Annotated in this window: 22 protein-coding genes; 6 read left to right on the top strand and 16 right to left on the bottom strand. The window is 55.0% G+C overall.

The window, feature by feature from the left end:
• The first annotated feature begins 86 nt into the window (after positions 1-86).
• Positions 87-1,124, top strand: a complete 1,038-nt coding sequence (locus tag PYL13_RS23380; protein WP_275643052.1) for a zinc-dependent alcohol dehydrogenase family protein — start codon at positions 87-89, stop codon at positions 1,122-1,124.
• Positions 1,125-1,304: 180 nt separating this feature from the next.
• Here PYL13_RS23380 and pcaF read toward each other — a convergent pair whose 3' ends face one another.
• From pcaF to PYL13_RS23365, 3 genes are read right to left on the bottom strand one after another with little or no spacing between them, the layout of a single operon-like run.
• A complete protein-coding gene (gene pcaF, locus PYL13_RS23375; protein WP_275643051.1) occupies positions 1,305-2,510 on the bottom strand; it encodes a 3-oxoadipyl-CoA thiolase in 1,206 nt (401 codons plus the stop codon).
• 11 nt (positions 2,511-2,521) lie between these two features.
• Positions 2,522-3,211, bottom strand: a complete 690-nt coding sequence (locus PYL13_RS23370; RefSeq protein WP_275643050.1) for a CoA transferase subunit B — start codon at positions 3,209-3,211, stop codon at positions 2,522-2,524.
• Positions 3,208-3,915: a 3-oxoacid CoA-transferase subunit A gene (locus tag PYL13_RS23365; protein ID WP_250984680.1), complete on the bottom strand. Its 708-nt coding sequence runs from the start codon at positions 3,913-3,915 to the stop codon at positions 3,208-3,210. The genes PYL13_RS23370 and PYL13_RS23365 overlap by 4 nt, the downstream gene beginning before the upstream one ends.
• A gap of 138 nt (positions 3,916-4,053) precedes the next feature.
• Here PYL13_RS23365 and PYL13_RS23360 point away from each other — a divergent pair, with 138 nt between their 5' ends.
• Positions 4,054-4,815 (top strand): IclR family transcriptional regulator domain-containing protein, encoded by a 762-nt coding sequence (locus PYL13_RS23360; protein ID WP_275643049.1) that lies wholly within the window; start codon positions 4,054-4,056, stop codon positions 4,813-4,815.
• A gap of 178 nt (positions 4,816-4,993) precedes the next feature.
• Here the strand turns inward: PYL13_RS23360 and PYL13_RS23355 are convergent, their stop codons facing one another.
• Together PYL13_RS23355 and PYL13_RS23350 are read right to left on the bottom strand one after the other, a co-directional pair.
• Positions 4,994-5,452 carry a pyridoxamine 5'-phosphate oxidase family protein gene (locus PYL13_RS23355; protein ID WP_275643048.1) on the bottom strand — a complete coding sequence of 153 codons (459 nt, stop codon included), beginning with the start codon at positions 5,450-5,452 and terminating at the stop codon, positions 4,994-4,996.
• 518 nt (positions 5,453-5,970) lie between these two features.
• Entirely contained in the window at positions 5,971-6,396 is a 426-nt protein-coding gene (locus PYL13_RS23350; protein ID WP_275643086.1) for a plastocyanin/azurin family copper-binding protein, read from the bottom strand.
• Positions 6,397-6,606: 210 nt separating this feature from the next.
• Between PYL13_RS23350 and PYL13_RS23345 the strand changes: the two genes are divergently transcribed.
• Positions 6,607-7,089 (top strand): hypothetical protein, encoded by a 483-nt coding sequence (locus tag PYL13_RS23345; RefSeq protein WP_275643047.1) that lies wholly within the window; start codon positions 6,607-6,609, stop codon positions 7,087-7,089.
• Between the two features lie 40 nt (positions 7,090-7,129).
• Here the strand turns inward: PYL13_RS23345 and PYL13_RS23340 are convergent, their stop codons facing one another.
• From PYL13_RS23340 to PYL13_RS23320, 5 genes are all read right to left on the bottom strand, one after another.
• Complete coding sequence (locus tag PYL13_RS23340) at positions 7,130-8,647, bottom strand: PAS domain-containing protein (RefSeq protein WP_368077703.1); 1,518 nt, start codon at positions 8,645-8,647, stop codon at positions 7,130-7,132.
• A 219-nt stretch (positions 8,648-8,866) separates the two neighbouring features.
• On the bottom strand, positions 8,867-9,871 hold the full coding sequence (locus tag PYL13_RS23335; RefSeq protein WP_275643046.1) for an NADP-dependent oxidoreductase: 1,005 nt from the start codon (positions 9,869-9,871) through the stop codon (positions 8,867-8,869).
• Between the two features lie 209 nt (positions 9,872-10,080).
• Positions 10,081-10,905 carry an oxidoreductase gene (locus tag PYL13_RS23330; RefSeq protein WP_275643045.1) on the bottom strand — a complete coding sequence of 275 codons (825 nt, stop codon included), beginning with the start codon at positions 10,903-10,905 and terminating at the stop codon, positions 10,081-10,083.
• Between the two features lie 124 nt (positions 10,906-11,029).
• Positions 11,030-12,124: an alkene reductase gene (locus tag PYL13_RS23325; RefSeq protein ID WP_275643044.1), complete on the bottom strand. Its 1,095-nt coding sequence runs from the start codon at positions 12,122-12,124 to the stop codon at positions 11,030-11,032.
• A 54-nt stretch (positions 12,125-12,178) separates the two neighbouring features.
• Entirely contained in the window at positions 12,179-12,967 is a 789-nt protein-coding gene (locus tag PYL13_RS23320; protein WP_275643043.1) for an SDR family NAD(P)-dependent oxidoreductase, read from the bottom strand.
• A 110-nt stretch (positions 12,968-13,077) separates the two neighbouring features.
• Here PYL13_RS23320 and PYL13_RS23315 point away from each other — a divergent pair, with 110 nt between their 5' ends.
• Together PYL13_RS23315 and PYL13_RS23310 are read left to right on the top strand one after the other, a co-directional pair.
• Positions 13,078-13,641, top strand: coding sequence for a TetR/AcrR family transcriptional regulator (locus PYL13_RS23315; protein WP_275643042.1), 564 nt, complete (start codon positions 13,078-13,080; stop codon positions 13,639-13,641).
• A 339-nt stretch (positions 13,642-13,980) separates the two neighbouring features.
• Entirely contained in the window at positions 13,981-15,318 is a 1,338-nt protein-coding gene (locus PYL13_RS23310; RefSeq protein ID WP_275643041.1) for a putative bifunctional diguanylate cyclase/phosphodiesterase, read from the top strand.
• A gap of 202 nt (positions 15,319-15,520) precedes the next feature.
• Here PYL13_RS23310 and PYL13_RS23305 read toward each other — a convergent pair whose 3' ends face one another.
• The 6 genes from PYL13_RS23305 to PYL13_RS23280 all read right to left on the bottom strand — a co-directional run bounded on the left by PYL13_RS23305 (position 15,521) and on the right by PYL13_RS23280 (position 25,650).
• Complete coding sequence (locus PYL13_RS23305; protein WP_275643040.1) at positions 15,521-16,054, bottom strand: lipocalin family protein; 534 nt, start codon at positions 16,052-16,054, stop codon at positions 15,521-15,523.
• Positions 16,055-16,226: 172 nt separating this feature from the next.
• Complete coding sequence (locus tag PYL13_RS23300) at positions 16,227-18,116, bottom strand: AI-2E family transporter (protein WP_441296698.1); 1,890 nt, start codon at positions 18,114-18,116, stop codon at positions 16,227-16,229.
• Between the two features lie 78 nt (positions 18,117-18,194).
• Positions 18,195-18,818: a DedA family protein gene (locus tag PYL13_RS23295; RefSeq protein WP_275643039.1), complete on the bottom strand. Its 624-nt coding sequence runs from the start codon at positions 18,816-18,818 to the stop codon at positions 18,195-18,197.
• A 184-nt stretch (positions 18,819-19,002) separates the two neighbouring features.
• A complete protein-coding gene (locus PYL13_RS23290; RefSeq protein ID WP_275643038.1) occupies positions 19,003-20,949 on the bottom strand; it encodes a putative bifunctional diguanylate cyclase/phosphodiesterase in 1,947 nt (648 codons plus the stop codon).
• A gap of 469 nt (positions 20,950-21,418) precedes the next feature.
• Positions 21,419-24,535 carry an efflux RND transporter permease subunit gene (locus tag PYL13_RS23285; protein ID WP_275643037.1) on the bottom strand — a complete coding sequence of 1,039 codons (3,117 nt, stop codon included), beginning with the start codon at positions 24,533-24,535 and terminating at the stop codon, positions 21,419-21,421.
• Positions 24,535-25,650, bottom strand: a complete 1,116-nt coding sequence (locus PYL13_RS23280; RefSeq protein ID WP_275643036.1) for an efflux RND transporter periplasmic adaptor subunit — start codon at positions 25,648-25,650, stop codon at positions 24,535-24,537. The genes PYL13_RS23285 and PYL13_RS23280 overlap by 1 nt, the downstream gene beginning before the upstream one ends.
• Before the next feature lie 99 nt (positions 25,651-25,749).
• Here PYL13_RS23280 and PYL13_RS23275 point away from each other — a divergent pair, with 99 nt between their 5' ends.
• On the top strand, positions 25,750-26,337 hold the full coding sequence (locus tag PYL13_RS23275) for a TetR/AcrR family transcriptional regulator (protein WP_275643035.1): 588 nt from the start codon (positions 25,750-25,752) through the stop codon (positions 26,335-26,337).
• The last annotated feature ends 140 nt before the right edge of the window (positions 26,338-26,477 follow it).

Below are 26,477 nucleotides of genomic sequence, written 5' to 3'. Positions count from 1 at the left end.
TCGGCTCTTCACCATCCGGACAGGAGACGGGTTTGTGTGATCTCTGCAAAATCATGCTCAAGGGCATGCCCCAAGGGGAGGATTCGATGAAAGCGCTTGTTTATAACGGACCTGGCAAAAAGGACTGGGTTGAAAAGCCGAAACCAGAAATTCGCAAACCCACCGATGTTATCGTGCGTGTCACCAAAACCACCATATGCGGAACCGATCTGCATATTCTAAAGGGTGATGTTCCGACAGTCTCACCGGGCACCACACTTGGCCACGAAGGTGTCGGCATTGTCGAAGAGGTCGGGGCAGCAATACGCAACTTTAAAAAGGGTGATGCCGTCCTCATTTCTTGCGTCACCTCATGTGGCGCCTGCCCGAACTGCAAACGACAACTCTACGCCCATTGCTCCGACGGAGGCTGGATTCTCGGTCACAAGATCGATGGCACGCAGGCAGAGTATGTTTGTATCCCTCATGGCGACAACTCGCTTTATCCAATTCCCGAAGGAGCAGATGAAGAAGCGTTGGTGATGCTGTCCGATATCATGCCGACAGGCCTTGAAATCGGTGTGCAGGCAGGTGGCGTCAAGCCAGGTGATACTATTGCGATTGTCGGTGCGGGACCGGTCGGTATGTCAGCCCTCCTTACGGCGCAGTTTTACTCGCCCGGGAAGATCATCATGGTCGATACAGACCCGGCGCGACTGGCGCTCTCGCTTCAGTTCGGGGCAACAGACAGTGTTCAGGTCGGAGAGGAAGATGCGGTTTCGCGCATTCTCGCCCTTACCGATGGCCTAGGTGTCGATGTGGCCATTGAAGCCGTCGGCGTACCGGCGACCTTTGACATTTGCCAGAAGATCGTCTCAGCCGGTGGCAAGATTGCCAATGTGGGCGTTCACGGAAAACCGGTCGAGTTGCATATTGAAGAGCTGTGGATAAAAAACATCAACATCTCGATGGGTCTCGTTTGCACCAACACGACGCCGATGTTGCTCAAAACTCTGGCGAGCGGCAAACTGGACCCTGGCAAGCTAATCACGCACCGATTTGCGCTCCATCAAATCCTCGATGCCTATGATGTCTTTGGCAACGCAGCACGCGAGAAAGCTATGAAGGTCATCCTGGCAGCCTGATTGTTTGTGACGAAGTGCGACGGACTTGTGCGATGAAGCAGTGCCCAAGTCCGTCATTCTCAAAAACAGCTTTACCGTAAAGCACACGGCAGACCACCCCTTGTGGCGCCCGCCCGTAATATTGAAGCTGCGATGGGCCGTATGCACCAACGTTTTCTACGAGCGGCCCTTCGTTGAAATTCAAACCCGTTCCAAAGCGATCGCAATACCCTGTCCCACGCCGATGCACATTGTTGCCAGCGCATACTTTCCCTTGCCCAGAGAAAGTTGAAGCGCGGCTGTTCCTGCAATGCGGGCGCCCGACATACCCAACGGGTGGCCAAGCGCTATCGCGCCGCCATTTGGATTGACGCGCGGGTCATCATCGGCGATGCCGAGCTCTCTTAACGTTGCCAGGCCTTGTGATGCGAAAGCTTCGTTGAGTTCAATGACATCGAAGCGGTCCTGTGTGAGGCCGAGCATCGTCATCAGCTTCTTAGAGGCCGGTACTGGGCCAATGCCCATGACGCGCGGAGGAACACCGGCTGCCGCCCCGGCCAGAACACGGGCACGTGGCGTCAGACCATATTTTTTTGCGGCTTGCTCGGAAGCGAGTATGAGAGCGGCAGCGCCGTCGTTGACCCCGGACGCATTGCCCGCTGTCACCGTTCCCCCTTCCTTCCTGAAAGGTGTGCCGAGTTTGGCAAGGGCTTCAAGCGTTGTTGCTCGGGGATGCTCATCTTGGGAAACCATGATGGCATCGCCCTTTCGCTGCGGGACAAAAACCGGGATGATTTCTCGGGCAAGTCGGCCATTTTCCTGTGCAGCCGCGGCTTTCATCTGGCTGCGAAACGCAAATGCATCCTGATCTTCGCGCGAAATCCGGTAATCTTGCGCAACATTTTCCCCCGTTTCGGGCATGGAATCGACGCCATACAGACTTTTCATCAATGGATTGATGAAACGCCAGCCAATCGTCGTGTCATGGATTTCCGCATGACGGGAAAACGCCGTGTCCGCCTTGGGCATCACAAAAGGCGCACGGCTCATGCTTTCCACGCCTCCAGCGATCATTAAGTCTGCTTCGCCTGATTTAATAGCGCGGGCGGCGGTCATCACCGCATCCATACCGGAACCGCACAGGCGGTTGACTGTGGTGCCACTAACGGAGACCGGTAGCCCAGCAAGAAGTAGCGACATACGCGCGACATTCCTGTTGTCTTCGCCTGCCTGATTGGCACAGCCATAAATGATGTCTCCAATCGCCTCCCAGTCGACGCCAGTATTTCGTTCGACAAGCGCCTTGAGCGGCAAAGCTCCGAGATCGTCAGCGCGTACCGAGGAAAGCGCCCCGCCAAACCGGCCAATGGGGGTTCTGACGTAGTCGCAGATGTAAGCTTCGGCCATAGGTATTGCCCTCACAAATCAGGAACGACGAGGTCGGCGACCGCCCCGTCGACATGCAGCGCTGCTCCGGTCATGGCTTGCAGATCATCAACGCTCATGCCGACAAGTTTCTCCCTCAGCACAAAACGCCCCTGAGCGACGTCGATGACAGCGTGGCTGGTGTAGATGCGTGTGACGCAAGCAACACCGGTCAACGGGAACGTGCATTTCTCAACCAGCTTCGGCTCGCCGTTCTTGGTCACGTGTTCGGTGATGACAAAGACCTGCTTGGCGCCGTGGACAAGATCCATCGCACCGCCGACCGCTGGCACACCCTTAGAACCGACCCGCCAATTCGCAAGGTCTCCATTTTGCGCAACCTGTAAGGCACCGAGAATAGCGACATCGAGATGACCACCGCGCACCATGGCAAAACTGTCTGCATGATGGAAGAACGCGGCACCGGGCTTCAAAGTCACGGCCTTTTTCCCGGCATTGATGAGATCCCAATCCTCCTCACCGGCCTTCGGCGCCTCTCCAAAATCGAGGATGCCGTTTTCCGTGTGGAATATCGCTTCCCGGCCGGGTGGTTGGTACCGCGCAACCATCTCCGGAAAACCGATACCAAGGTTGACATAGGCACCGTCAGCGATGTCCTGGGCTGCACGCCAGGCAATCTGCGCGTTGCTTAGCTTGTGTTCTTCGTGAATGGCACTTGTCATGCGTAAGCAACTCCGGCCCGAATGAGTTCCTCTTCCTGTTGTGGCTGTGAGACCTCGACAAGACGATCAACAAAAATCCCGGGGGTCACGACATGTTCGGGATCAATTTCCCCGGGTTCGACGATGCCGGAGACCTGAACAATCGTCCTGGCAGCGGCCATGCACATCAACGGATTGAAGTTGCGTGCGGCCTTATTGTAGATCAGGTTTCCATGGCGATCGCCGAGATGAGCCTTGATGATGGCGAAATCGGCCTTAAGCCAACGCTCCTGAACATAGTGCCTGCCATCAAACTCGCCGATCGGCTTTCCGTTGGCAAGCTCCGTGCCGTAGGCGGTCGGCGTGTAGAATGCCGGAATTCCTGCTCCGCCCGCACGAATACGTTCCGCGAGCGTGCCTTGCGGAACAAGCTCAAGTTCGATTTCACCAGCAAGATACCTGTCAGTAAATGCACGCGGATCAGACGATTTCGGAAACGAACAGATCATTTTGCGGACCATGCCCGCATCGATCATGGCAGCGATGCCGATCCGGCCATTTCCGGCATTATTGTTTATCACTGTCAGGCCTTTCGGCCCTTTGTCGATCAGTGCGTGAATAAGTTCAATCGGCGCACCAGATCCTCCGAAACCACCGATCATCACCGTTGCGCCGTCACCAATCTCCGAGACGGCTTGCGCAAGGTTCGGGCTCGTCTTGTCCATCCTACGACCTCCACGGATGTAACTTCGATGGCCCCGTTAAGGAGCCTTGTCTAATTTTCTACCGCTGCCCATTGTCGACCTCAACCGAATTGTGCGATATACTGCATTTGTTTACATATCGCACAAACGAGAAATGATGTGGCTATCAAGCAGAACGACATGATGGGCGGTTTAGCCAAGGGCCTACGCGTTATCGAAGCATTTACCGCGGAAACACCGCGTTTGAGCATTTCGCAAACTGCGGACATCACGGGACTGGACCGAGCCACCGCACGGCGGTGCCTGTTGACCCTCGCAGAACATGGGTACTGTGCATATGATGGTAAATTCTTCACTGTGACCCCGCGTGTACTGCGGCTCGGAACAGGATGCCTCGCATCCATGCCATTGCCACGCATTGTTCAGCCTTGGCTTGATCAACTGTCGGAAAAGATCGGTCAGAGCACATCTGTTGCTATTCTGGACGATGCGGAAATCGTTTACGTGGCCCGTGCAGCGCAGAGAAGAGTGATGTCGATTGCTCTGATGCCCGGGTCCCGACTTCCGGCCTACTGCACCTCTTTGGGGCGGGTTATGCTGGCGGCACTGGCTGAACATCACGTTCGCGACATGCTGTCGGGCCATCCGCTCCAGGCCAGAACTTTGCGGACACTCGATGATGTCGACGCGATAATGGCAGAGTTGGAACTGGTGAGAAAGCAAGGATATGCCGCGGTCGACCAGGAGGTCGAGCAAGGGCTGCGATCGGTCGCGGTCCCACTTAAAAATGCGCGCGGCATTGTCATCGGGGCTCTCAATACGGGGCTCGCAGCCTCCCCTGAGCCCATGGCACAGGTCATTGAGACCTATCTGCCATCATTGTTGCAGGTAAGCCGCGAGCTTCAGGGCGTTCTCGCCTGAATCTGAATACGATTGGCGGTTCTCAAATTATCAGGCGAGAGGCTCGCGACCTCACGTATGATCTGCATCAGATAGCATCCTCGTGCTAACGAGCCAGCGTATGTCACTCGAGTTGATCGGCAGTGCACACAGTCGTTCGTCAAAGATACCGACAGAGCATCCTTAACCAACAGTGGATTTAGATAGTGCTTGCGATCAAATCCCTTGTCGCATGGCGCCCAGAGATAACTTCAATCTGGATGCTATAGAAAACGGGGGTGAGGCCTACCGCATCCTTGGACTTGTACATTCCCGGTTCCCACCAGTTGGCCCTCTGCTGTAAAAGAGACCAGGCATACATATGTTCATCATGCCATTTTTCGTCGTCAGGCAGTTCTTGATAACGGCCCTCGAGAAGGACGCTCTGCCATTCATCCGGTGTGACCAATTGCTCAATCTGGACGCAGGCGTGCGGGTTAAGTCGAAGACTGTCGATCTTTTTGCCGGGTAATGAAAAGCTGTAAAAGGCGCCGTCCCTGAAAGCATACCGTATTGGAACAACATAAGGACGCTCGTCACAGATGCAGCCGAGATGACCAATCTGGTTCACCGCTAGCATCGTCTCGCATTCCTGCCTTGTCATATCTCGCAAATTCATTTTGGAGCTCCTGTTTACCGGCAGCGATACGGTTTGTGTACGCACTGTGGTTTGCTGGCAGAGCGCTATTCTTGCGCCTTTTGCGCCAACTTTGCCACCCATCATGTTTACCGTCAGTCATGCTTCGCATGACGGTTCTCTTCCAATACAATTGGCGCACATGAGACGTCCGCAGATGAACGAATATTAGCATCCGGATAGTGGCGGGGATGCGGTAGCAGGTTAGGCAAAACGGCATCCGACTTGTGGCTAAAAACCGGAAGAGTTATCCTGGCCATGTTTGAATATTGGCACTTGCCACTTGGTCTTCGGGATACGCCACGTCCATGCGCTCATGTCATCTAGGGGCATTTGATTTGAAATGACAAGGGCGGCTGTCAGCTACAGCAGGGCGCGTGCAGGCCGAAGAATGCAATGGCTTAATCGGTGTCGCAATTAAACCATTGCATTTAGAGCATCACGGAGGTTGCATGTTCCAGCCTCAAAAAAATCGAACGTGCCCTATGGATTGCGCGGGTCTACTTTGTGACCGTCAGCATGGCATGCATGCCCGCTCCATAGTGGCCCTTGATATTGCATAACAGGACATATGATCCAGGAGCGAGCTTAACTTTCAACTGCCCATCAGCGCCAGGCTTTAACTCGGCAACTTCGCCCATGCTGTGCAGGGCCTTCTCGTCGACCCTATTCTTGGATTTGTTGATGGAGATCATCTGATCCGCTGACTTCAGCTTGACGAGCACCATTTCGTGCTCTTCGCTCATGGCGTCATTGTGAACCAGAAACGTCGTATCGCCGGCCTTGATCGTCGACTGATCGAGCGTCAACGTCATCGGACCGCCACCTTCGCCTCCTTCGACAACCTTAATCGTAGTCGCTGCGAACACAGGCGCTGCGACGCAGAACGCAGCACAGGTCATAAAAATTTTCTTTAAGATGCGCATTGTGTGTTCCCTTGGTTTGTCATCGGGAACCAGCTCATAGAAAACAATGCTGACATCAGCCTGAATGATCAAACTCTCGCTGATCCCCCTTGAACCAACTTCGCAAAAGGTGACTGTAACGCATGCGATTATTTCCGGACTGCCGTCGTTCCACCGCAAATCATGATCATAAATCCGCCCTTATAACTCCCCGCTTGAGAAGGACGGGCAATGAGAAAACAAACACGTCAACAGACAGCCATGTGTATGCTTTCGGCGACCATGTTCTCGCTCGCCGGGACGGCGCATGCCGACTGCCGCTCAGCCCTTAACACCCCCAACTGGAGCCAAATAGCGCGGTCAGTTTCCACTCTACAGCTTTGTGAACAAATCCCCGTCGGCCCAAATCAAACAGCAAGGTTCGACATCGTTTCGCTCGATACCTGCTCTTTTCCCAATAACGTTGTATCGGTCACAGCAAAGGCGATTCTCACCTGCCAGTCGGGACAAGGCTCTTTCCTACAAATGCCATCCGTTGATAGTGAAGTCACGGTTGCAGCCACGCTCGATATGGCGGCGTGTCGTATCATAAGTTCTGATCTCAAGGTCAGTGGTGAAATTGGTGCCATTCTGTCGAGCCTGGAAGATGTTCAGGCAGCTGCGCGTAACTGGGCACAATCCAATTTGTCGCGGCTTTGTGCGATGCAGCGCTGACAAAGCCTTATTCTGTCATATCTCACGTCACGGTGGTTCTTTAACGCAAATCACCTGTTGTACAGTCGAGCGTAAAGAGAAGGCCTTCGGAAAGGTATTCGATTTTCGCCTCTCCTTGCACTGTGGCCGATAGGGCGCGTTCTATCATTCGGGTGCCGAAGCCTCTGCGTTTGGGTGATGCAACGCGAGGGCCGTTCGTTTCGTGCCAGACAAATTGAAAGCGCTCACCTTCGACAGTCCACTTGATGGAAACACCTCCCGTCTCAGTCGATAGCGCACCGTACTTGACAGCATTCGTGGCGAGCTCATGCAAGGCCATCATAAGGGCACCGCTCACGGCGGAGGAAAGTGTCACCTGTGGTCCATCGATTGCAAACCTCACGTCATCATTGAACGGCGTCAACGCCCGCTCGACAGCGTTTTTTAAATCAACGATCTCGAAGTTTTCACCGGTCAGAATGGATTGAGACCGAGCCAGAGCGTTAATGCGTTCGTGAACGTTGCTGCTAATCTCATCAATAGGTGCGTCAGTTCTCAATGACTGGGTTACAACAGACTGAACCGTCGCGAGGATGTTTTTGATCCGATGGGCCATCTCCTGAGTTATCAGCGTTCGGAATTCCTCTGCCTTTTTGCGCTCAGTGATGTCGATCGAGATGCCGCTCATCACAGTCGGCTGACCACTTCCGTTATACATCGTCTGCGCTCGGATCTCGATCCAGTGGAGGGAACCGTCTGGCCAGTAGGCACGATACTCCACGTGGAGCTCGCCATCTCCGGCAATCGCAGCCCCAACCGTGTCTTGCCAGCGATCAACATCGTCGGGGTGGATAGCGGCACGAAGGTTCTCGTACGTGAAGGTATCGGCCTCAGGAATACCGAAATTGGCTTTGCATATTTGGCTGGCGACAAGCCGTCCCTCGGGCAAGCTTAGTGTCCATGTGCCAAGTCTGCCCGCCTTCAATGTAAACAGCAATCGTTCTTCTGCGGCGGTCAGATCGGCAATTCTCTGCTGCATCACAGTATCGACATCGAGGTCGCGGGGCGACGTCCCTGCCGTTCTCTCCCGCGTCACATCGAGTTGCGATGCAAAATAGTAGCTAAGTTCACCCTCGTTGAAGACTGGGGAAACCAGCAGGCGATTCCAGAAAGGTGTGCCGTTCTTGCGATAATTGAGAAGATCTATTTCGATGGGCTGCCTGTCGGATACCGCCTTTCGAACCCTGTTGACATCCTCGAGGTTCGTACCTGGCCCCTGTAGAAAGCGGCAGTTTCGTCCAAGTGTTTCCTCGCGGGTGTATCCCGTCAGTTTTAGAAACGCGTCGTTTACAAAAACGATCGGATTGTCTGATTGCGAAGGGTCGGTGATCAGCATCGGCATTCTGGTCGCACGCATCGCCGCAGCAAATGGATCAGCCCCGGCGGTCAGGGAGTGTATCTCCTGATCAATTCGCCGCGCTTCTTTTTTGTTCGTCATGGAGGCTGTTTCATCCAAACTGATCAGCAAGGTAATTAATTTCCTATATGCTAACACAGCGGAAAAAAGCAAGGCGACCACGGTCGACTCACATTTGGCTCCGGACAGATTGGCTTTCTGCGAAGCTCAGTCCTGTTTGAGCAGCAGACGAAACTACTTGATAAATGCGTGGGGCAAGGCGAGCCATCGTGGCAGCGCCGTGGCTACGGGCGCCGACAGTCGCCACCTTGTCTATGCTGAGACCGAAATCAGCAGCAAGTGTGATAACAGCGACAAGAATCTTCCAGTGCTTCGGCGAAGCTAATCTGCAACCCGTACCACGACCTTTCCCTTGGCGCGCCCGGTCTCGACATAGGCCAAGGCTTCCGGCATCTGCTCAAAGGGGAACACCTTGTCCACCACCGGACGGATGATGCCGGCGTCGATTAGCTTGGCGATTTCACGCAATTGCTGTCCTTCTGCGCGCATGAACAGGAAGGAGTAATTGACGCCCCGGCTCTTTGCTTTTTTCAGAATGCTACGGCTCAGCATATGCATCACCAGGCGCAGAAACATGTTCAACCGCAGCGATTTGGCGAAGGCAACGTCCGGCGGACCGGAGATCGAAATGAGCTGTCCACCCGGTTTGAGGACACTGAGTGACTTTTCCAGCGCTTGGGCATCCTGGCTGTTCAGCACCAGGTCATAACCGCTCAACAGCCGCTCGAAATCCTGCGTCTTGTAATCGATCACCACGTCCGCGCCTAAGCTCTTGACCAGTTCGACATTCGCGGCACTGGTGGTGGTCGCCACGGTTGCGCCGAGGTGTTTGGCAAGTTGGATGGCAAAGGTGCCGACACCACCGGAACCGGCCTGGATGAACACCTTCTGGCCGGGCTTGACCTTTCCCACCTCAACCAGCGCTTGCCAAGCGGTCAACCCGACCAGCGGGATCGATGCGGCTTGCTCCATGGAAAGGCTTTGAGGTTTCGGCGCAACATCTGCGGCATCAATCGCTATCATCTCTGCAAAGGCGCCAACCCTCTGATCTCGCGGGCGGGCGTAAACCTCATCACCTACCTTGAACTCTCGCACATTAACGCCAACACGAATGACCGTTCCGGCCAGATCGTGACCAAGAATGAAGGGCGGCCGATAGGGTAGGAACAACTTGAATTCGCCGTTACGAACCTTGGAATCCAGAAGATTGATCGCGGTGGCGTCTATGTGCACCAGCACATCATTGGCACCGATCTCGGGATCAGGCATATCCGCCAGACGCAAGGGACCGTTCTTTTTGTATCTGTCAACGACAAAGGCTTTCACGCGCTTTCTCCAGTATGAAATGATGTTCGATCAGACAGCCTGGCAAGCCAAGGGCTTCCGGCACAAACTTTCAATGATATTGGAATATACCACCATGTTCGGCATCACCGTAGATCACCAATTCGGCCTTCTGAATGGGTCGGGCCGATGCGTTCGTCATGTTCGACCTGCTCTTTGCCCGGGTGGGCAATTGGCCTGAGAATATGGTCTCATGCGATGTTGAACTGTTTGCGCAGGATGCGATCAAACAGCGCACGCGGAAGGAACCGCCGGGCAAACGAGGTCTGTCGGGCAGCCTTGCCCGAGGGGTAGCGTAACAGCAATTTCGTGGCCTGTGCTGCTGCAAGGATGGTCTCCGCAACATCATCTGCGGTGTCTCCAGCCGCCATGGCAGCATTGAATGCAGACTGATATCTGGCAAATGTGTTGCGATAGACCGCAACAGGACGATCGCCTTGTGGTGAGTTGGCTTCGATGGAGGTCTTGGTAGCCCATGGCTCGATGACCGCGACCCGGATGCCGAAACCCCGCACCTCATGATCCAGGGATTCGGAATAGCCCTCGATCGCGTGCTTGCTTGCGGTGTAATAGGCGCCGAAGGGGCCAGGAATAAGTCCCACGACCGAACCGATATTGAGGATCCGGCCACCGGCCTGCTGACGCATGATCGGAAGGACCGCGTTCGTCACCCGCACGACGCCCAGAAAATTGGTGTCGAACAACGCACGAACCTGCTCAATCGAACTCTCCTCTGCGGCCCCCGATATGGCATAGCCGGCATTGTTGACCAACAGGTCGATGCGGCCAAATTCGGCATGGGCGAGTGCCACAGCGGCGGTAACTGAGGCATCTGAAGTTACGTCACAAGCGACCATGCGTATGCCCTCGCGCATCTCCTGCGGCGAAGCCTTGCGGCTGGTGCCGACCACCCGGTAGCCTGCCCTAGCAAGCGACAAGGCGGCAGCCTTGCCGATACCGCTGGATGCACCGGTGACGAATGCAGTTTTCTGTCCTTTTGGTGTCAAGGTCGTCATAGCTTTCTTCTCGATCTGGAACGCGACAGCCTGCCGCGCAGCCCATGGTGTTGTCGGAGAGAATTGTCAGAGATTGATATGATCGGCATTACAGGGAGACGTACTGGCGTACGGCTCCCATCGCTTAGTTGCCGGACGCCTCGTCAAAGCGCGGATAATCGGTATAGCCTGCAGCACCGCCGCCATAGAGCGTGGCCGGATTGATTTCCGCCAGCGGCGCACCGCTTTGCAGCCGCTCTACCAGATCCGGATTGGCAATGAACGGTCGGCCGAAGGCGATAAGATCCGCCTTGCCATCGTTCAGTTGTGACGTCGCGAGATCGAGATCATATCCATTGTTGGCGATGTAGGTCTTGGTGAAGCGGCGGCGCAGCGATCCGTAATCGAAGGGTGCGACGTCGCGCGGCCCACCCGTCGCACCTTCAACGACATGAATGTAAGCAATGCCGAGTGCATCGAGCTGATCGACGATGTAGTCGTATTGTGCTTGCGGATCGCTGCAAGAAATGCCGTTGGCGGGTGAAACCGGCGAAATACGGATCCCCGTGCGCTGTGCGCCGATTTCATGTGCCACAGCAGCGGTGACTTCGATCATCAAGCGGGCGCGGTTTTCTATAGAGCCACCATAGGCGTCTGTCCGGACGTTGGCACCGTCCTTGGCAAACTGCTCGAGCAGATAACCGTTGGCTCCGTGAACTTCGACCCCATCGAAACCGGCCTCAATGGCATTGGCTGCTGCCTTGCGGAAGTCGTTGACTATCCCGGCAATTTCCCCAACCTCCAGGGCCCTGGGTTCGGAAGCATCGACAAAGGCATTATTGACGAACGTCTTGGTCGCCGCGCGAATTGCGGAGGGCGCAACGGGCTTGCCGCCATTGGGCTGCAGATCGGCATGACTGATGCGGCCGACATGCCAAAGCTGCAGGACGATGCGCCCGCCCTTCTCATGCACGGCGGCAGTCACCTTTCGCCAGCCATCGATCTGAGCCTGGTCATAGATCCCGGGCGTGTCCTGATAGCCTTGCCCTTGCTGAGAAATCTGGGTGGCTTCAGAAATGATCAGACCGGCCGAAGCGCGCTGGGTATAATATTCGGCGGTCAGTTCGCCGGGCACGAAGCCTTCACCGGCGCGATTGCGGGTGAGCGGCGCCATGACGATACGGTTTGCTAGAGTGATGGCGCCAAGGGTGTAGGGTTTGAAAAGCGGGTTGTTGGTCATGATGTGTACCTGTGGTGTTTCTTCTGCTGTGGCGTTGGCTTTCTGAGGGGATACTCAGGCTGGCGTCCGATACCGCTGCGCTGGAGCAGCGTTGCCGTAGTTGCCGAGCATGGCTTTGCGTGCGCCGTCAAAAGCGTCCCACTGCCCGTCATCGTGAAGCGGCGGTATCGTCACCGGTTCGCGACGATCAAAGCCGACGAGGGCCGCATCCACCAGATCGCCCACTTCCATGACATTATTCATGGCGTTTACATCTGCGCCAACATGATCCCAGATTTCGGTGCGGGTCGTTGCGGGAAGCACGGCCTGAATGTAGACGCCCTTGGGACTAAGTTCGTGCGCAAGCCCCTGCGACAGGAACAGGACAAAAGCTTTGGTGGCGCCGTAAACAGTCATGCCGAATTCCGGCGCGAGGCCAACGACCGACCCGATATTGACGATTGCACCCTCGCCCGCTGCGGCAAGACGCGGCGCAATGGCGCCGGCAAGCCGGACAAGCGCGGTGGCGTTAAGGGCAACGAGCTTGGTCATGTCGTCAACACTCTGGTCGACGAAACTTCCGCCGATTGCTGTTCCGGCATTGTTGACGAGAATGCCGATGCGCGCATCGTCCCGCAGCCGGGTCTCGACCTTAACAAGGTCCGTCGTATTCGTGAGATCGGCCGGGAGGATATCGATCGTCACGCCGGTTTGCTGGCGAAGACGGCTTGATAGCGCCTCCAAGCGGGCCACGTCTCGGGCCACCAGCACAAGATCATGGCCCCGACGCGCGAAGCGTTCGGCATAGGTTGCGCCAATGCCAGTTGAGGCGCCCGTTATCAGGACTGCAGGAATTTGGCTCATCGGATTGCTCTTTTCTGTCGTTGATCCTATATTCATGACGATCATCATGAATGGATTTAAATATGATAGCCATCATGTAAAAGTCAACTGTGATTACGGAGAAATTTGAAATGAAGGTCAGCCGGGAAAAAATGGCGGAGAACAGACGCCGCATTCTGGACGTCGCAAGCCTGTTGTTTAAGGACAAGGGGTTCGATGCGGTCAGCGTCGCAGAAGTCATGAAGGCGGCGGGCCTGACCCATGGCGGTTTCTATGGCCACTTCAGTTCAAAGGACGATCTGGTGGCACAAACGCTGGCACATGCGCTTGCGGCAGATAGTTTTGAAGACGGGACGTTCAGCGACTTTGTTCGCTCCTATCTGGCGCCTCGACACCGTGACAATTCCGGCAGGGGATGCCCGACGGCAGGGCTGGCCGCCGCAATCCGCCACCAGACGCCCGCAGCGACAGCCGCGATGACAGAAGGTCTGCGCGCGCAAATCGCCCGTATCCAGCAGGCGCTTCCGGATCAATGTGCGACCGACAAGCGCCGTGCAGCAATCGGAAGCTGGGCAGCAATGGTGGGCGCAATCATTCTGGCCAGGGCGGTCGACGATCCCGAATTGTCAAACGAGGTTCTTGATCAGACCCGCGCCTGGATCGACACGCGTGTCGCAGAGGTCGCGCAGGACTAGAACATACGCATTCAAGTAACCGAACATAGAACGGCAAAGACTAGCGTGGGACGATGTGCTCAAAACCCTTCTCGATCCTGAACGTTGGTTGATGGCACCGCGGTTACATTAGGGGGCGATGACTGCAAAAACAGTCCTGACCTCACCTTGACGCGCGGCGCCAACACCTGCACCCAGGGGCAAGCAGATTTGTCTGGACAAGCGATCTCGTCAATGACATTGACCCTCGAGAGCAGCGTTAATGAAAATTACAGTTTTTTACTAAATGTTTGAGGCGGTTGTAGACTGACGGCTTGACGCCACTCACAGCACATTTTGACACGAGTGCCAGGCACAGACTTGACCCGATCGCATCCGACATTTCACACTGAACGTCTTCAGCACCTTCATTACGCATGCCGCTGCGCGTTGCCTCTAGCCGCCCTGGTAAGCGGCGCATGGATACCGTTTTTTGTTCTGATCCAGAACTGGCATCTGGTCGCCATCGAGAGCACACTGTTTGCGTTCTTGACTTTGAGTTGGCAGGTTGGCCGTCACTGGAACATGTCTCTTGGTATGTTGCTGGCCCAGGTGGCCTGCTTACTGTTTATATTTTACTTCTCGATCTATTTTGATGTCCCGAGTGAAGAGGTTCCGCGTGTCTCTCATTTGTATCTGCTGATCATTGCTTTGGCTGGTTACGGAAACTTCCAGAGAGACCGCAGTCAGTTGCAGCTTGCGATAATTTTCTTGTCGCTCGCCGGTTTTGCTGTCTTTTCCAGTACATCGATGAGTTTCGACTTCGCCCTTCCCCTGCCCGATTCAGTGCGTTCGATAACAGCATGGATACATGTGAGTTTCCTTGCTGCGCTATTATGCGTTGGTGTTATTCTCCTTCAGGAAGGCATGACCGTTGACAGCAAGTTACGCAGGGAATTGCGCTCCGCGATTCCAAGGCAGCAGTTCGAGCTTTTTTTCCAGCCTCAAGTCAATCGTGATGGCCGATTAATAGGAGCGGAAGCGCTCATTCGCTGGAAGCATCCAAAACGTGGCTACATCCAGCCCGGCCACTTCATCCCTACGGCAGAGCGCGCCGGATTAATGGCCGATCTGGGTAACTGGGTTATAGAGAACGCGGTCAAAACGCTAGCGGATTGGACAACTCACGAAAGCACACGTGATCTTGTCATAGCTGTCAACATTAGCGCAGACCATTTCTTGAAACAGGACTTCGTCAGCAGACTGATAGATACCCTCAACGCGCATCATGTCTCGCCATCTAGATTGAAGCTCGAACTGACAGAGAGTGTGTTCGTGACCGAGGTGGACGAACTGATTGGCAAGATGAAAGTCCTGCAGCGTCATGGTATTTCGATTGCGCTTGATGATTTCGGCACCGGTTATTCATCTCTGAGCTATCTTCGCCGCCTGCCGCTTCAACAGTTAAAAATCGATCGAAGTTTCGTTCGGGCCATAGCGGAGGGCAGCCGGGGCGCATCGCTGGTCACACGCATTTCGCAGATGGGACAGGACTTGGGCCTTGAAATGTTGGCGGAGGGGATCGAGAATGATGAGCAATTTCAGTTTATGCTGTCTTGCGGCTGCCAATCTTTCCAGGGCTATTATTTCGGACGTCCGGTGGCCCTCGAAACATTTGAAGAGCGGATACGAGGTCTGATAAATCCAGCAGATCACTGAAACACGACTTCAAAACGCCCGACCGGCGCTCCCAAAGCGCCGTACTTAGGGAAAATTTGCATCATTGCCGTCATCCGGTTTCCTTGGCATCGAGCGCTTTACGTTGCATGCCAAGTTCAGTGGGACAGGATCAAAAACCGAAACCGAGAGGGATGGATTGGCAGCAACACCGCGGCCTTGGTATTCGACGCGGCATTATTGCCTAATGGCGTGTCCAACGAATAAGGCTCACGTCATAACCTAATGACTTGGCTTTTCTCGCCAGCATCTCCTGCGTGCGTTCTGAAGGGTTGGCGGTGCGGGTCAGAATCCAGAAGTACCGCCCTGACGGTTCGCCCACTATCGACCAAGTGTAATCAGGGGCGCGGTCAAGTACCCAGTAATTGCCAAAGAAAGGCCCGAAAAACGAAACTTTTAGCTTGGCATTGCCGCTGGAAGGCACGATTTTTGCCCGACCTTCAACGGATTTGACGCTGCCATTGATCCCGCCCTGACGACAGGTATTGATCACCTTGATCATACCATCATCACGCAACGAGTAATCAGCAGTGACGCCTTCGCAGTCAGTTTCAAACCGGTTTTCATAACGAGCCTGTTCGAACCAACGTCCAAGATAGCGGTTCAGTTCTACCGCTTTGACAGGCTGGGGAACTGACGTATTGCCAACCGGCCCGGACGGACTGCAGGCTGCGAGCAAGCCGACGATAAAAATTAGTGAAAGTGATTTCGTTTTCATGAAGCGTTAAATGAAGCGCCCCGCCTAAAGTTCCAGCCTGTACCTTTCCCAAAGCAATGCTTTGCACATTAAATGCATGCGCCGGTCACTTTGGGCAGATGGCAGTGCAAGCAAGGCTCCGCGGTGTATGAACTATCGCCTGGGAAATCAGTCGATCACCCCTTGAGATCTGTCAGGCGGCTGTGGTCGTCCCGGGCCTTGCCCTGATGAGCTTGCGAATGGGGGATTTAAGTTCAACTGCCATGACGTCTGAAAGCGCACCTTGGACCGCGTCTGCGATAGTCGAGGAAATGAAATCGGCACTTATTTCGCCCGGTTCAATGGCAACGATTTCTTCTGCTTCGAGCAGCGGAATGACGATTCCCACCCGCAGGGACGGCTTTTGACGCTTCAGTCTTCTTATGATCTGACGGGCGTGTGGCTTTGATTTCGGGTTCAGGAAAACGATAATCGCGGTGTCTGCCTCACCAACATTCGGCAATTTTACACGGTTTACCGCAGGCATTGCTAAGTCATCCGCGAGAACGGTTGCCCCCTGGACCGCCAGTACCTGCGAAATCATCGCCGCAGCTGCCATGTCTATCGGGCCTCGCCCACCGACGCATAGAAGCGTTTTACCCGCCCCGTCGGGCAGAGAATTTTCCGGGACTTCAGCATCCTGCGAACCATCACTCTCCTCCTCCAAGGCAATGTCAGCCAGGTTGCCAACCAGTGTCATTGTCGTTGCCGCGAAAAGAGCCAGTTGTTCGTCGGTCATCACCCCGCGTTGGCGATCAGCCTCGCCAAGAGACAAGGCAGGCAATCCCACCTTGTCATAATAGTCGATGAGATACTCCTCTTCGAGGAATTCCTCAGCGTTGTCAGTTGCCTCGCTAGGATCTCCTGCAAGCAATCGCTGGTAGAGCTTCTCTTGAGGTTCGAGCACCGGATTATTGCCCAAAAGTACATCGAGGAAGCTGAATTCCGGCACATATCGTCCCAGCACGACCAGGCACACTGTCAGTGGCGTAGACAACATGAGCCCTAAAGGTCCCCATAGCCAAGACCAAAAAATGGCAGATACGATAATAGCCAGAGGTGAAAGGCCTGTGTGGCTCCCGTATAACCAGGGCTCAACCACGTTGTTGCTGATCAGTTCAGTGACAATGAACAAACCAGCAACCCATGCCAGCAATGACCATCCAGGTGCGATTGCAAGTGCTAGGAAGAGCGGGAGGATCATGCCTATGACAGGTCCAATATAAGGCACAAAACGAAGCACCAGTGTCAGGAGCCCCCACAAAATCGCATTCGGGATTCCCAGCCACCACAGCCCAAGTGCAATAGGGATCGCGTAAAGAGAGTTCACGACCAGTTGCATCAGCAAGTATTTTCCCACGCGGCTGCCGGCATCCTTGAGCGCCGCAGTTGTCTTGTGCAGGTCGCCCAGCCCCACTAACCGTATAAATCGGTCGCGCAGATCTTCACGTTCGAGCAACATGAAAACCACAAGGACTATGACCAACCCGGCAGTCGCGAATGGGCTTATCAGGGGAATGATGAAATTTCCCAGTGTCTGGACCGGATTAGACCTCGTGACGATTTCGACGGGCATGGGTTCCTGACGGGAAGGCCCAACTGCCTGACTTTCACTTGCCCTGTCCTGCAGCTCGGCCCCCACTCGCTCAACGACCTTGCTTAAGTGTTCTAGGATCCCGTTTCCCGAACCAGCCTGGCTAAGTGCCTGTATCTTGAGAACGATATTTCGCTGATATGTCGGAATATTTTCAGCAAGATTTGCCACTTGGCCCGCTACGACGAAGCTAAACATGGCAATCGCCAAGAAAGCCACCACCACAGCGGAAATCACCGCTGCGACCTTTGGAACGTGTCGACGCTTCAGGAATGTAACAATTGGGGAAAGGGTGAATGTCAGAAGTAAAGCGAGCGCAAGCGGTACAAATATCTCCTGCCCTACATGGAGAATAACGGCGACCGAGACCAAAATCAGCAACGTTCTGCCTGTAATCGCAGACGTTATATGCCCGCCGGGCTGAGACCCTGTGCTTGCGGCGACGAGGATCTTATTTTGTTCTACAGCCAAGGGACCACCTCTAATGTTAGCCGCCAATGAACAAAGATTGTCTGCGTAGACCGTATTTTAGCTTGATGATTCGACCCGGCGGGCAGTTTCGGGTTTGAAGGTAACGACCCTGTACGCGTAGGCGAGTATGATCCCACAAAGCACCGTTGTTGCCACTGGATCGACGTAGTCTTTGACCGTATCGTATGCCTGACCCAGGCCAAATCCCGCAATTGCGAGTATCGTCGTCCACATAACACTGCCTAACGCGGAGTAAAAGGCAAACTGCCAAAACGGCATGCGGGCCAATCCTGCCGGTATGGAAATGAGTGTCCGTATGGTCGGTATAAGGCGGCCCAACAACACAGACATTTTGCCATGACGGCGAAAGCGGCCGCTTGCCACCTCAATGTCATTTGGCGACAGTGTCAGCCAGCGCCCGTGTCGAGAGGCTATTGCCTCAATCTGCTTCTGGTTCACAGCGCGCCCTAGAACGTACCAAGGCAAGATCCCCATGACGGCGCCGACTGACCCGGCTGCAATGACTGAGAAAACGTTTACTTCCCCTTTTGCGGCCAGATAGCCCGCCAAGGGCATGATAAGCTCGGAAGGAATTGGCGGAAAGATATTCTCAAGGAACATCAATAAACCTATGCCAAATAGCCCCAGTTCCTGCATGGTCCATTGAACAAAACTTTCCATCGTCACGCCGCCAGTTTTTATTGCGACGCAGTCGAGCTTTGCTAAGCCTATGCGATCAGCAAGGATGATCGCGTTTAACTCGCTGGCGATCGAAAGGATGCATCAACAGGGAGATATATATTTAAGGCCGTTGATTAACCTCGCAGCACTGGCTCAAGCGGTGCTGCCATTGCGAAAATCAGGTTCATAGTACCATTCGCTTAGACGATTGCTGCGAAAGAAATTCACCGATATCCGGCTCTTTCATGGGCCGCGCATAAACATAGCCCTGCACCAGGGTAGCCCCGAGACCTTCCAGAGCCTCGAGCTCCTCAGGTAGTTCGACCCCCTCAACCACGCATTCCAGCCCCATGTCTCGACTTAGGGTCAGAAGGGATTTCACGATTTTGTAACTGGCTGGCTTCTTATGCAAATCAGTCACGAAGCTGCGATCAATCTTGATCTTGGTGAGTGGTAGAGCATGCAGCCGTGTCAGGCTGGAATAACCCGTGCCGAAATCATCCAGCGAAATACCACAACCGAGGCGCCGCAACACTTCGACCGACTGTCTGACCTGTTCGAAATCATGCGCAAAGGCCGTTTCGGTAATTTCAAGATCAAGTCTTTGCGGATCAAAGCCGCTGTTTTCAATGATGCCGACTAATCTCAGCACGCCTTCGCAAGAGTTGAGATCATGGGCGGAAAGATTGAAGGACAACCTGAGGGATGGCTCCCATGCCGATGCAGCAGTAAGGGCCGTTTTGAGAAGGGGCCGAGTGAGTGAGCTGACGATACCAGCACGTTCGGCAATAGAGAAAAACTGGTCAGGTGGCACTTGTCCGAGGACCGAGCTGTGCCAACGGGCCAGTGCTTCAAAACCGTTGGCTCGTCCGTCGCGTATGTCAACGATAGGCTGGAATACGACAGAAAGCTCTTTTTCCATATCTTTCTGTTTGAGCATATGTTCGATGCGGGCCTCTATATTGATCTGCTTTTCATGCTCTGCATCGAATAAAACAGCATCGCCACGCCGGGTCTTCTTAGCGTGGTAAAGCGCATAATCCGCCCGGTCGAAAAGCTGTTCAAGCGTCGAGGCAAGGTTTGGAAAAACCGCGATCCCCATGGAAGCGGAAACATGCACTGTTCCTTCCGGCATGTGGTAGGGCGCTCTCAACTGCTCCGAAATAGCATTGGCGTTGGCGACAAGTTGCACATCGTCCGGTATGATCGGGGCAACAATGGCAAATTCATCGCCACCCAGTCGAAACGCCCTGCTTGCCTTGAGAGAAGCGCTAAGACGTTTACTTACATTGACCAAGAGCCTGTCGCCCACAGAGTGTCCATAGAGATCGTTGACTGGCTTGAAGCCATCAAGATCAATAACGCCGAGCGCCAGCCGGGTTCCCGTAATCTTGGCCTTTTCGAGTTCGGATTCCAGATGCGTGAAAAAGGCCCGGCGGTTCGGTAGTTCCGTCAGGCTGTCAATATTGGCAAGTAGCAGGTTCTCGTTGCTCAGCGCTTCAGTACGCTGTTGGGAAACGACCATGCGCTCGAAATTGCGATAGTTGGTCAACAAGATGGACATCATGCCCGCACAAACCAGCAGAACATTGATGGCGATGGCAATGAATGTCGGTTGTTGTGAGGCCAGAAAAAAGACAATGAACGCCCCATTGACAATGACTGTGACAATAAAGGCGGCCGATCGCACATACATCAAACAAAAGATGCAGGAAATGACGGTAATTGCCATGTAGAAGGCGACGTGGGATTGCGTGTAGGCGTTCCCATAGGGCACGAGCGAAAAAGACCAGAGCGTGAATGCTATTGCGATCCCGACGGCCAGCCGGTTTGTGCGCTGTAGTGCGGCATGCGCAACCTTTGGCGAGGGATCGACACCGCGCGTCCGCCACCAGAATGCGATCCTGAGTGTACAGCCGACTGTGAAAACAGCCGGAACTCCAATTGTGAGCCAAGACGGCGCCACTTCCACATGCGTCGTGGCAAGTGCCCAGGTGCTTGAAAGCAGTATAAAGTACATCATCGGCATTTGCCGGGTGAAGGCACGATACTGTTCTCGTAACAGGTCCGAATTATCAGCCCGTACAGACATAAAATACTGCAGTTTCTGCTTGGCGATTAATATGTTCATTCACACGACCCATCAAGTACAGAGTCGGTTATGTAGCAAATCGATCTTTCATCATCGGAAATACAAAAGGTGAATCAAGCGGAAATGAAATCAACTGCAAGGTGTGAATGCATATTGATACATGATGTGCAATCAATACTGCTTCAAATCTGCGCTATTCGTAAGCCTAAATATACTTGTTTTACTCTACTTTAGAAAGCGTTTGGCCTTTACCCAGCCCGTCCCGAGGAGCAAGACTTTTGGCATCGAGAATGAAACTCGACACGGCTACTCTGACGTGGTGTGATTTCTGTCCACTGTCTTCGCGTAATTCGCCGGTCCAGACGGTTGGGAGCCGATGTGGCGCAAGTGCATTTCGCCACATCCGGAGCAGATTGAAGCATAGCGGCTAGGGGAATTCCGTCACTTCTAGTTGGCAGGTCCCAACCTTCCCGGCAGCACTCCATGCGTTCGATGGCCCGACGAAGCTCTATTCTGCGGCCATCGCCCGCATGGGGCCCGGCTCGTCGATCTGGGCCGGTTGCGCATGGTGCACCCCCTTTGGCGGCTTGATCCGGAACCACACGGCATAAAGTGCAGGAAGAAAAAGGAGGATCATCACTGTACCCGCCGCCGTGCCGCCGATCAGCGTATAAGCCATCGATCCCCAGAACACTGAATGGGTCAGAGGTATGAACGCCAGGATCGCGGCAAGCGCGGTCAGGATCACAGGACGCGTCCGCTGAACGGTCGCTTCGATGACGGCATGGTAATCATCGAGACCTGCGGTCTGGTTTTCCTTGATCTGCTCTGTCAGGATCAACGTGTTACGCATGAGGATACCCGCCAGTCCTATCAGGCCAAGAATTGCGTTAAAACCGAACGGCTGATTGAACAGGAGCAATGTCGGCACGACCCCTGCGAGACCAAGCGGCGCTGTCAGCATCACCATAGTCATCGTCGACAGGCTGCGAACCTGCAGGATGATGACGATCAACATGGCGGCAATCATCAACGGAAAGACTTGCACAAGAGCGACGTTTGCCTTGAGGGACTCCTCGATATTGCCGCCCATCTCGATCCGGTATCCGACCGGGAGCGACGCGATGAGCGGCTGTAGTGCCTTCATGACCTGTTGCGAAACTTCCGGTGGCTGCGTCGCCTCGTTGATATCAGACCTGATCGTGATGACCGGGGTCCGGTCACGACGCTTCAAGATCGGCTCTTCGAACCGGATTTCCGAGTGCCCGAGTTGATCCAGCGGCACCTGACGGCCATCCCTGCTCATCAGCGAGAAGTCGGCAAGACGCGACGGGTCGAGACGGATTTCGCCAGCGCTTCGCGCAACGACTGGCACGTTGCGGATGTTGTCGCGGACCTGCGTGACCGGAATCCCGCTCAGAAGCATCTGCAGCTGCTGGGCCGCCTCCGCTGGCGAAAGGCCAATCAGATTGAGCCGCTCCTGATCAGGGACAAATCGCAGAACAGGCGTTCGATTGCCCCAGTCGCGGTTGGCTTGGCGGACATCGGGAACGGTCTTCATCAGCTTCAGAGCTTGCTCCGAGATCTTGTAGAGTTCGTCCTGATCAGGTCCCATGATCCGGAATTCGACGGGGAACGGCGTGTACGGACCAAATACGAGCTGCGTCACCCGGACAGATGCTTCGGGGACAAGTCCTTCCAATATGGCAGCGCGAAGGCGGTGCTTGAGTTCTTCGCGTGCATGGGCATCGGGTGTGAGCACGACGACCTTGGCGAAGGCAGGGTCAGGCAGTTCCGGTGCCATTGCAAAGAAGAAGCGCGGTGCGCCCTGCCCTACGTAGGACGTGACGATGTCGGACTCAGGCTGGGTCTGCAGCCAGCCTTCAACTTTTTTGACCGCAGATGTCGTCGCCTCGATGCTCGTACCCTCTGGCATGCGCACTTCGACCAACACCTCAGGACGGTCTGATGTCGGGAAGAATTGCTGTTTGACCCCGCCCATCCCAATGACAGAAACTGCCATAGAAATGCCCACCACGGCGCAGACCATAAATTTATGGCGAACTGCAAACTCGATGGTTGAGCGCAACCGGCGATAATTTGGCGTATTGTATATCGCCTCGTGGCCGCCCTTGACGGGTTTGATGTCCGGCAACATCTTCACGCCGAGGTAGGGTGTGAAGGTCACAGCGACAATCCACGATACGATGAGGGCAAAGCCGACGACCCAGAAAATGTTGCCGGCATATTCGCCGGCAGTGGACTTCGCAAAACCGACGGGCATCAGTCCGATGATCGTAACCAGCGTGCCGGATAGCATAGGGGCTGCGGTATGGCTCCAGGCATAAGCGGCAGCCTTGATGCGGTCCATGCCTTCTTCCATCTTCACGACCATGACTTCGATGGCGATGATAGCGTCGTCAACTAGAAGGCCAAGCGCGAGGATCAGTGCACCAAGCGTGATGCGGTCGAAGAACCGTCCCGTTTCCAGCATGATCAGGAAGACGACGGCAAGCGTCAGGGGTACTGCAAGCGCCACGACAATGCCGACGCGCCAGCCGAGCGCCACCAGGCTCACGAACAAAACAACGCCAAGCGCCATCGCGAACTTGAGCATGAATTCGCCGACAGCCTCGTCAATATTGACAGCCTGATCACTGACTTTGGTCAGTGTCATTCCCAGCGGCAATGTCTGCGAGATTGCAGCCGACCGGGCCTCAAGCGCCTTGCCCAGATCAAGACCGTTCCAGCCAGCCTGCATGACGGCACCCAACATTATGGTCGGCTCACCTTCATGGCGGATAAGATAGGTCGCGGGATCCTGATAGCCTCGACGCACCTCCGCCAGATCGGAGAGCTTCAGCGTTCGTCCGGCGACCGCGATCGGCGTGTCGGCGATTGCCTGCTCACTGTTATACGCACCGTCGAACCGGATGAAGACCTGTGGTCCTTTGGTGTCGATTGATCCCGCAGGCGTTACCGTGTTCTGTCTTTGCAAGGCGGCAGCGATATCCTGCGCGGATATGCCGAGCGTCGCGAGTTTTGCAAAGGAGAACTCGACGAAGATCTGTTCGGGACGCTCGCCGACGATGTTGATTTTCTTGACACCAGGCACGTGCAGGAGATCCTGCCGGATAACTTCCGCTTGCCGAACCAGATCGCGCATCGGCATTCCCTTTGCCTTCAGGGCATAAAGGCCGAAACTCACGTCGGAATACTCGTCGTTGACGAATGGGCCCATCACGCCCGGAGGCAGGTTTCGAGCCTCATCGCCGAGCTTTTTGCGCGCCTGATAGAATTCTTCTGCCACAGCACTGGACGGCGTATTATCCTTGAGGGTGACTGTCAGGAACGCGTACCCAGGCCGCGTTGTCGTTTCGACGCGGTCGTACCAGGTCAGTTCCTGAATACGTTTCTCAAGCGGCTCAGCGACGAGGTCCTGCATTTCTCTCGCGGTGGCGCCCGGCCAGACTGACGTGACCGTCAGTGTCTTGATCGTGAACGACGGATCTTCGGCGCGTCCCAGCTTTATAAAGGCATAGGCCCCAGCGGCTGCCAGCAGCACGATAAAGAAAAGAGTGATGGCACGTTCGCGAACCGCGATGGCGGAAAGATTGAAGCTCATTAGTTTTTAACCTCTTGTTGCGAGGCAATCCTGACGTTTGCGCCATCGTTGAGAAGATGTGCCCCCAAGGCAACGACCTGCTCTCCAGTCACAATCCCGGTAACAAATGCCGTCTCCTCGCCGATCTGGCGAACCTTGACTGGTGTGAACTTCACAGTCGAAGTGGTGCTTTCGACAACCCACACGCCTGTACGATTTCCGTCGTCCAGGAGTGCACCCACGGGTATCGCAACTTCCGACTGGCGGTCAGTTTCGGGGATTTTGATTGTCACAGTCGAGCCAAGCGGGGCTGAAGCCGCATTGCCCTCGAGAATGTAACGAGCCTCGTAAGTCCGGGTTTGGGGATCGGCAGAATCGGAAATCTGCCGCAGCCTGGCCTTGCCGCTCAGACTGCCGCCTCCGTAAACATCGGCCTGAGCCTCGGAGCCGAGAGCGGGCCGTAGGGTCTCAGGAAGCCAGACGACGGCTTCACGTGGTCCGGACTGCGCCAGTTGCACGACCGTCTGGCCTGCGGCAACGACCTGCCCGGGATCTCCAAGGGTCTGGACTATGGTTCCGTCAGCGTCTGCGACGAGAAGCGTATAGAGGGTGTTGTTTTCAGCCACTTGGGCGTCGGCTTCTGCTGCCGCGAGTTGAGCCGTCGCAGTGTCAAGCGCTGCTTTTGCCTGTTCATATCGCTGTGGAGTGGCTGCCAAACCATTTTTTACCAACGCTGCATAGCGTTTCTCGTCTAACTGCGCCTGGACCAGAACGGCGCGTGCTGCGGTGACTGCATTTCGTCTGGCGATGAGCGCCAGTTGCAGGTCGGTTTCATCAATGCGCATGAGCGCCTGGTCTTTGCTGACCTGCTGCCCCACATCGACCATCCGCTCGACAATCTTGCCCGGAACACGGAAACCAAGGTTGCTCTGGACGCGGGACGCGACCGTTCCTGTGAAAGAGCGCTCAGTCATTCCGGTGTTCGTGACCTCGGCAACCCGAACCAGAGGGGAGGCTGTCCTCGGATCAGCCGCCAAAGCTTCCTGCCTCGTCGGCTCGTAGAACATGAAGAAGGCTCCGGCAGAACCTGCTGCTGCCACGAGGCCTACGAGAGACAGGACATATTTGCGTTTCATTGTTGCGTTCTCTTCTTGACCAGCGATCCAAACGAATTAGATTGCGACCTAACTCTATTTTCATTATAGATGTCAATCGAAATCTAATTGGAGGTCGAAATGCGAGTGAGCCGCGCACAGGCTGAAGAAAACAGGGACAGGGTCATCGATGTGGCAAGTCGCCTGTTTCGAGAGCATGGCTTCGATGGGATCGGCCTCAAGGACTTGATGAAGGGTGCTGGACTGACGCAAGGCGCCTTCTACAAACAGTTTGCGTCAAAGGAGGACCTCGCAACCCTCGCGTCGGCGAGAGCAATGGAGAGCGCCACGGCACGTTGGTCGGACGCCGCCGCAACAAGCTCCGATCCCCTCGAGGCGGTGATGGGCTTCTACCTCTCCACAGATCACCGGGGAGAAAAGGCCGAAGGTTGTCCTTTGGTGGCTCTGGGATCGGATGCGGCTCGTCAGAACGCTGAGGTCAAGCAACCATTTGAAGACGGAATTCGCGCTCATTTCGATGTGCTGGAAAATTTGGTGGGCGGACCCGAGGACCCAACAGCCAATGGCAAAGCCTTGGCGATACTCTCACTGATGGTCGGTGCGGTCACGCTTTCACGTCTCATACAAGACGAAACCTTGTCCCGTGGCATCCTGGATTCAGCAGCTGGCGAGGTCCGCAGGATCGCGGGTCGCGATGTTCCAGCGTGACGTTCATCAACTCCAGCGCCTGACGTTGACAGAGCCAGACGACATGACCGGCACGGGTGGTATTCGGATTGAGATTTAGGTTTTGGCGAGGTTAATACCAGAGCAGTTTTGATCGGTTTCGCGTTGTGACGAAGACGCCC

The sequence above is a fragment of the Agrobacterium sp. Azo12 genome (assembly GCF_029193765.2).
Lineage (GTDB): Bacteria > Pseudomonadota > Alphaproteobacteria > Rhizobiales > Rhizobiaceae > Agrobacterium.
The sequence above is the reverse complement of the archived record's forward strand: the minus strand, read 5'-3'. Positions and strand labels throughout refer to the sequence as shown.

Excerpts from the sequence above, each read along its gene's own strand:
- PYL13_RS23380 (WP_275643052.1), top strand. The coding sequence starts at position 87 with ATGAAAGCGCTTGTTTATAACGGACCTGGCAAAAAGGACTGGGTTGAA.
- pcaF (WP_275643051.1), bottom strand. The coding sequence starts at position 2,510 with ATGGCCGAAGCTTACATCTGCGACTACGTCAGAACCCCCATTGGCCGG.
- PYL13_RS23370 (WP_275643050.1), bottom strand. The coding sequence starts at position 3,211 with ATGACAAGTGCCATTCACGAAGAACACAAGCTAAGCAACGCGCAGATT.
- PYL13_RS23365 (WP_250984680.1), bottom strand. The coding sequence starts at position 3,915 with ATGGACAAGACGAGCCCGAACCTTGCGCAAGCCGTCTCGGAGATTGGT.
- PYL13_RS23355 (WP_275643048.1), bottom strand. The coding sequence starts at position 5,452 with ATGAATTTGCGAGATATGACAAGGCAGGAATGCGAGACGATGCTAGCG.
- PYL13_RS23350 (WP_275643086.1), bottom strand. The coding sequence starts at position 6,396 with ATGCGCATCTTAAAGAAAATTTTTATGACCTGTGCTGCGTTCTGCGTC.
- PYL13_RS23345 (WP_275643047.1), top strand. The coding sequence starts at position 6,607 with ATGAGAAAACAAACACGTCAACAGACAGCCATGTGTATGCTTTCGGCG.
- PYL13_RS23330 (WP_275643045.1), bottom strand. The coding sequence starts at position 10,905 with ATGACGACCTTGACACCAAAAGGACAGAAAACTGCATTCGTCACCGGT.
- PYL13_RS23325 (WP_275643044.1), bottom strand. The coding sequence starts at position 12,124 with ATGACCAACAACCCGCTTTTCAAACCCTACACCCTTGGCGCCATCACT.
- PYL13_RS23320 (WP_275643043.1), bottom strand. The coding sequence starts at position 12,967 with ATGAGCCAAATTCCTGCAGTCCTGATAACGGGCGCCTCAACTGGCATT.
- PYL13_RS23315 (WP_275643042.1), top strand. The coding sequence starts at position 13,078 with ATGAAGGTCAGCCGGGAAAAAATGGCGGAGAACAGACGCCGCATTCTG.
- PYL13_RS23305 (WP_275643040.1), bottom strand. The coding sequence starts at position 16,054 with ATGAAAACGAAATCACTTTCACTAATTTTTATCGTCGGCTTGCTCGCA.
- PYL13_RS23295 (WP_275643039.1), bottom strand. The coding sequence starts at position 18,818 with ATGGAAAGTTTTGTTCAATGGACCATGCAGGAACTGGGGCTATTTGGC.
- PYL13_RS23290 (WP_275643038.1), bottom strand. The coding sequence starts at position 20,949 with ATGAACATATTAATCGCCAAGCAGAAACTGCAGTATTTTATGTCTGTA.
- PYL13_RS23285 (WP_275643037.1), bottom strand. The coding sequence starts at position 24,535 with ATGAGCTTCAATCTTTCCGCCATCGCGGTTCGCGAACGTGCCATCACT.
- PYL13_RS23280 (WP_275643036.1), bottom strand. The coding sequence starts at position 25,650 with ATGAAACGCAAATATGTCCTGTCTCTCGTAGGCCTCGTGGCAGCAGCA.
- PYL13_RS23275 (WP_275643035.1), top strand. The coding sequence starts at position 25,750 with ATGCGAGTGAGCCGCGCACAGGCTGAAGAAAACAGGGACAGGGTCATC.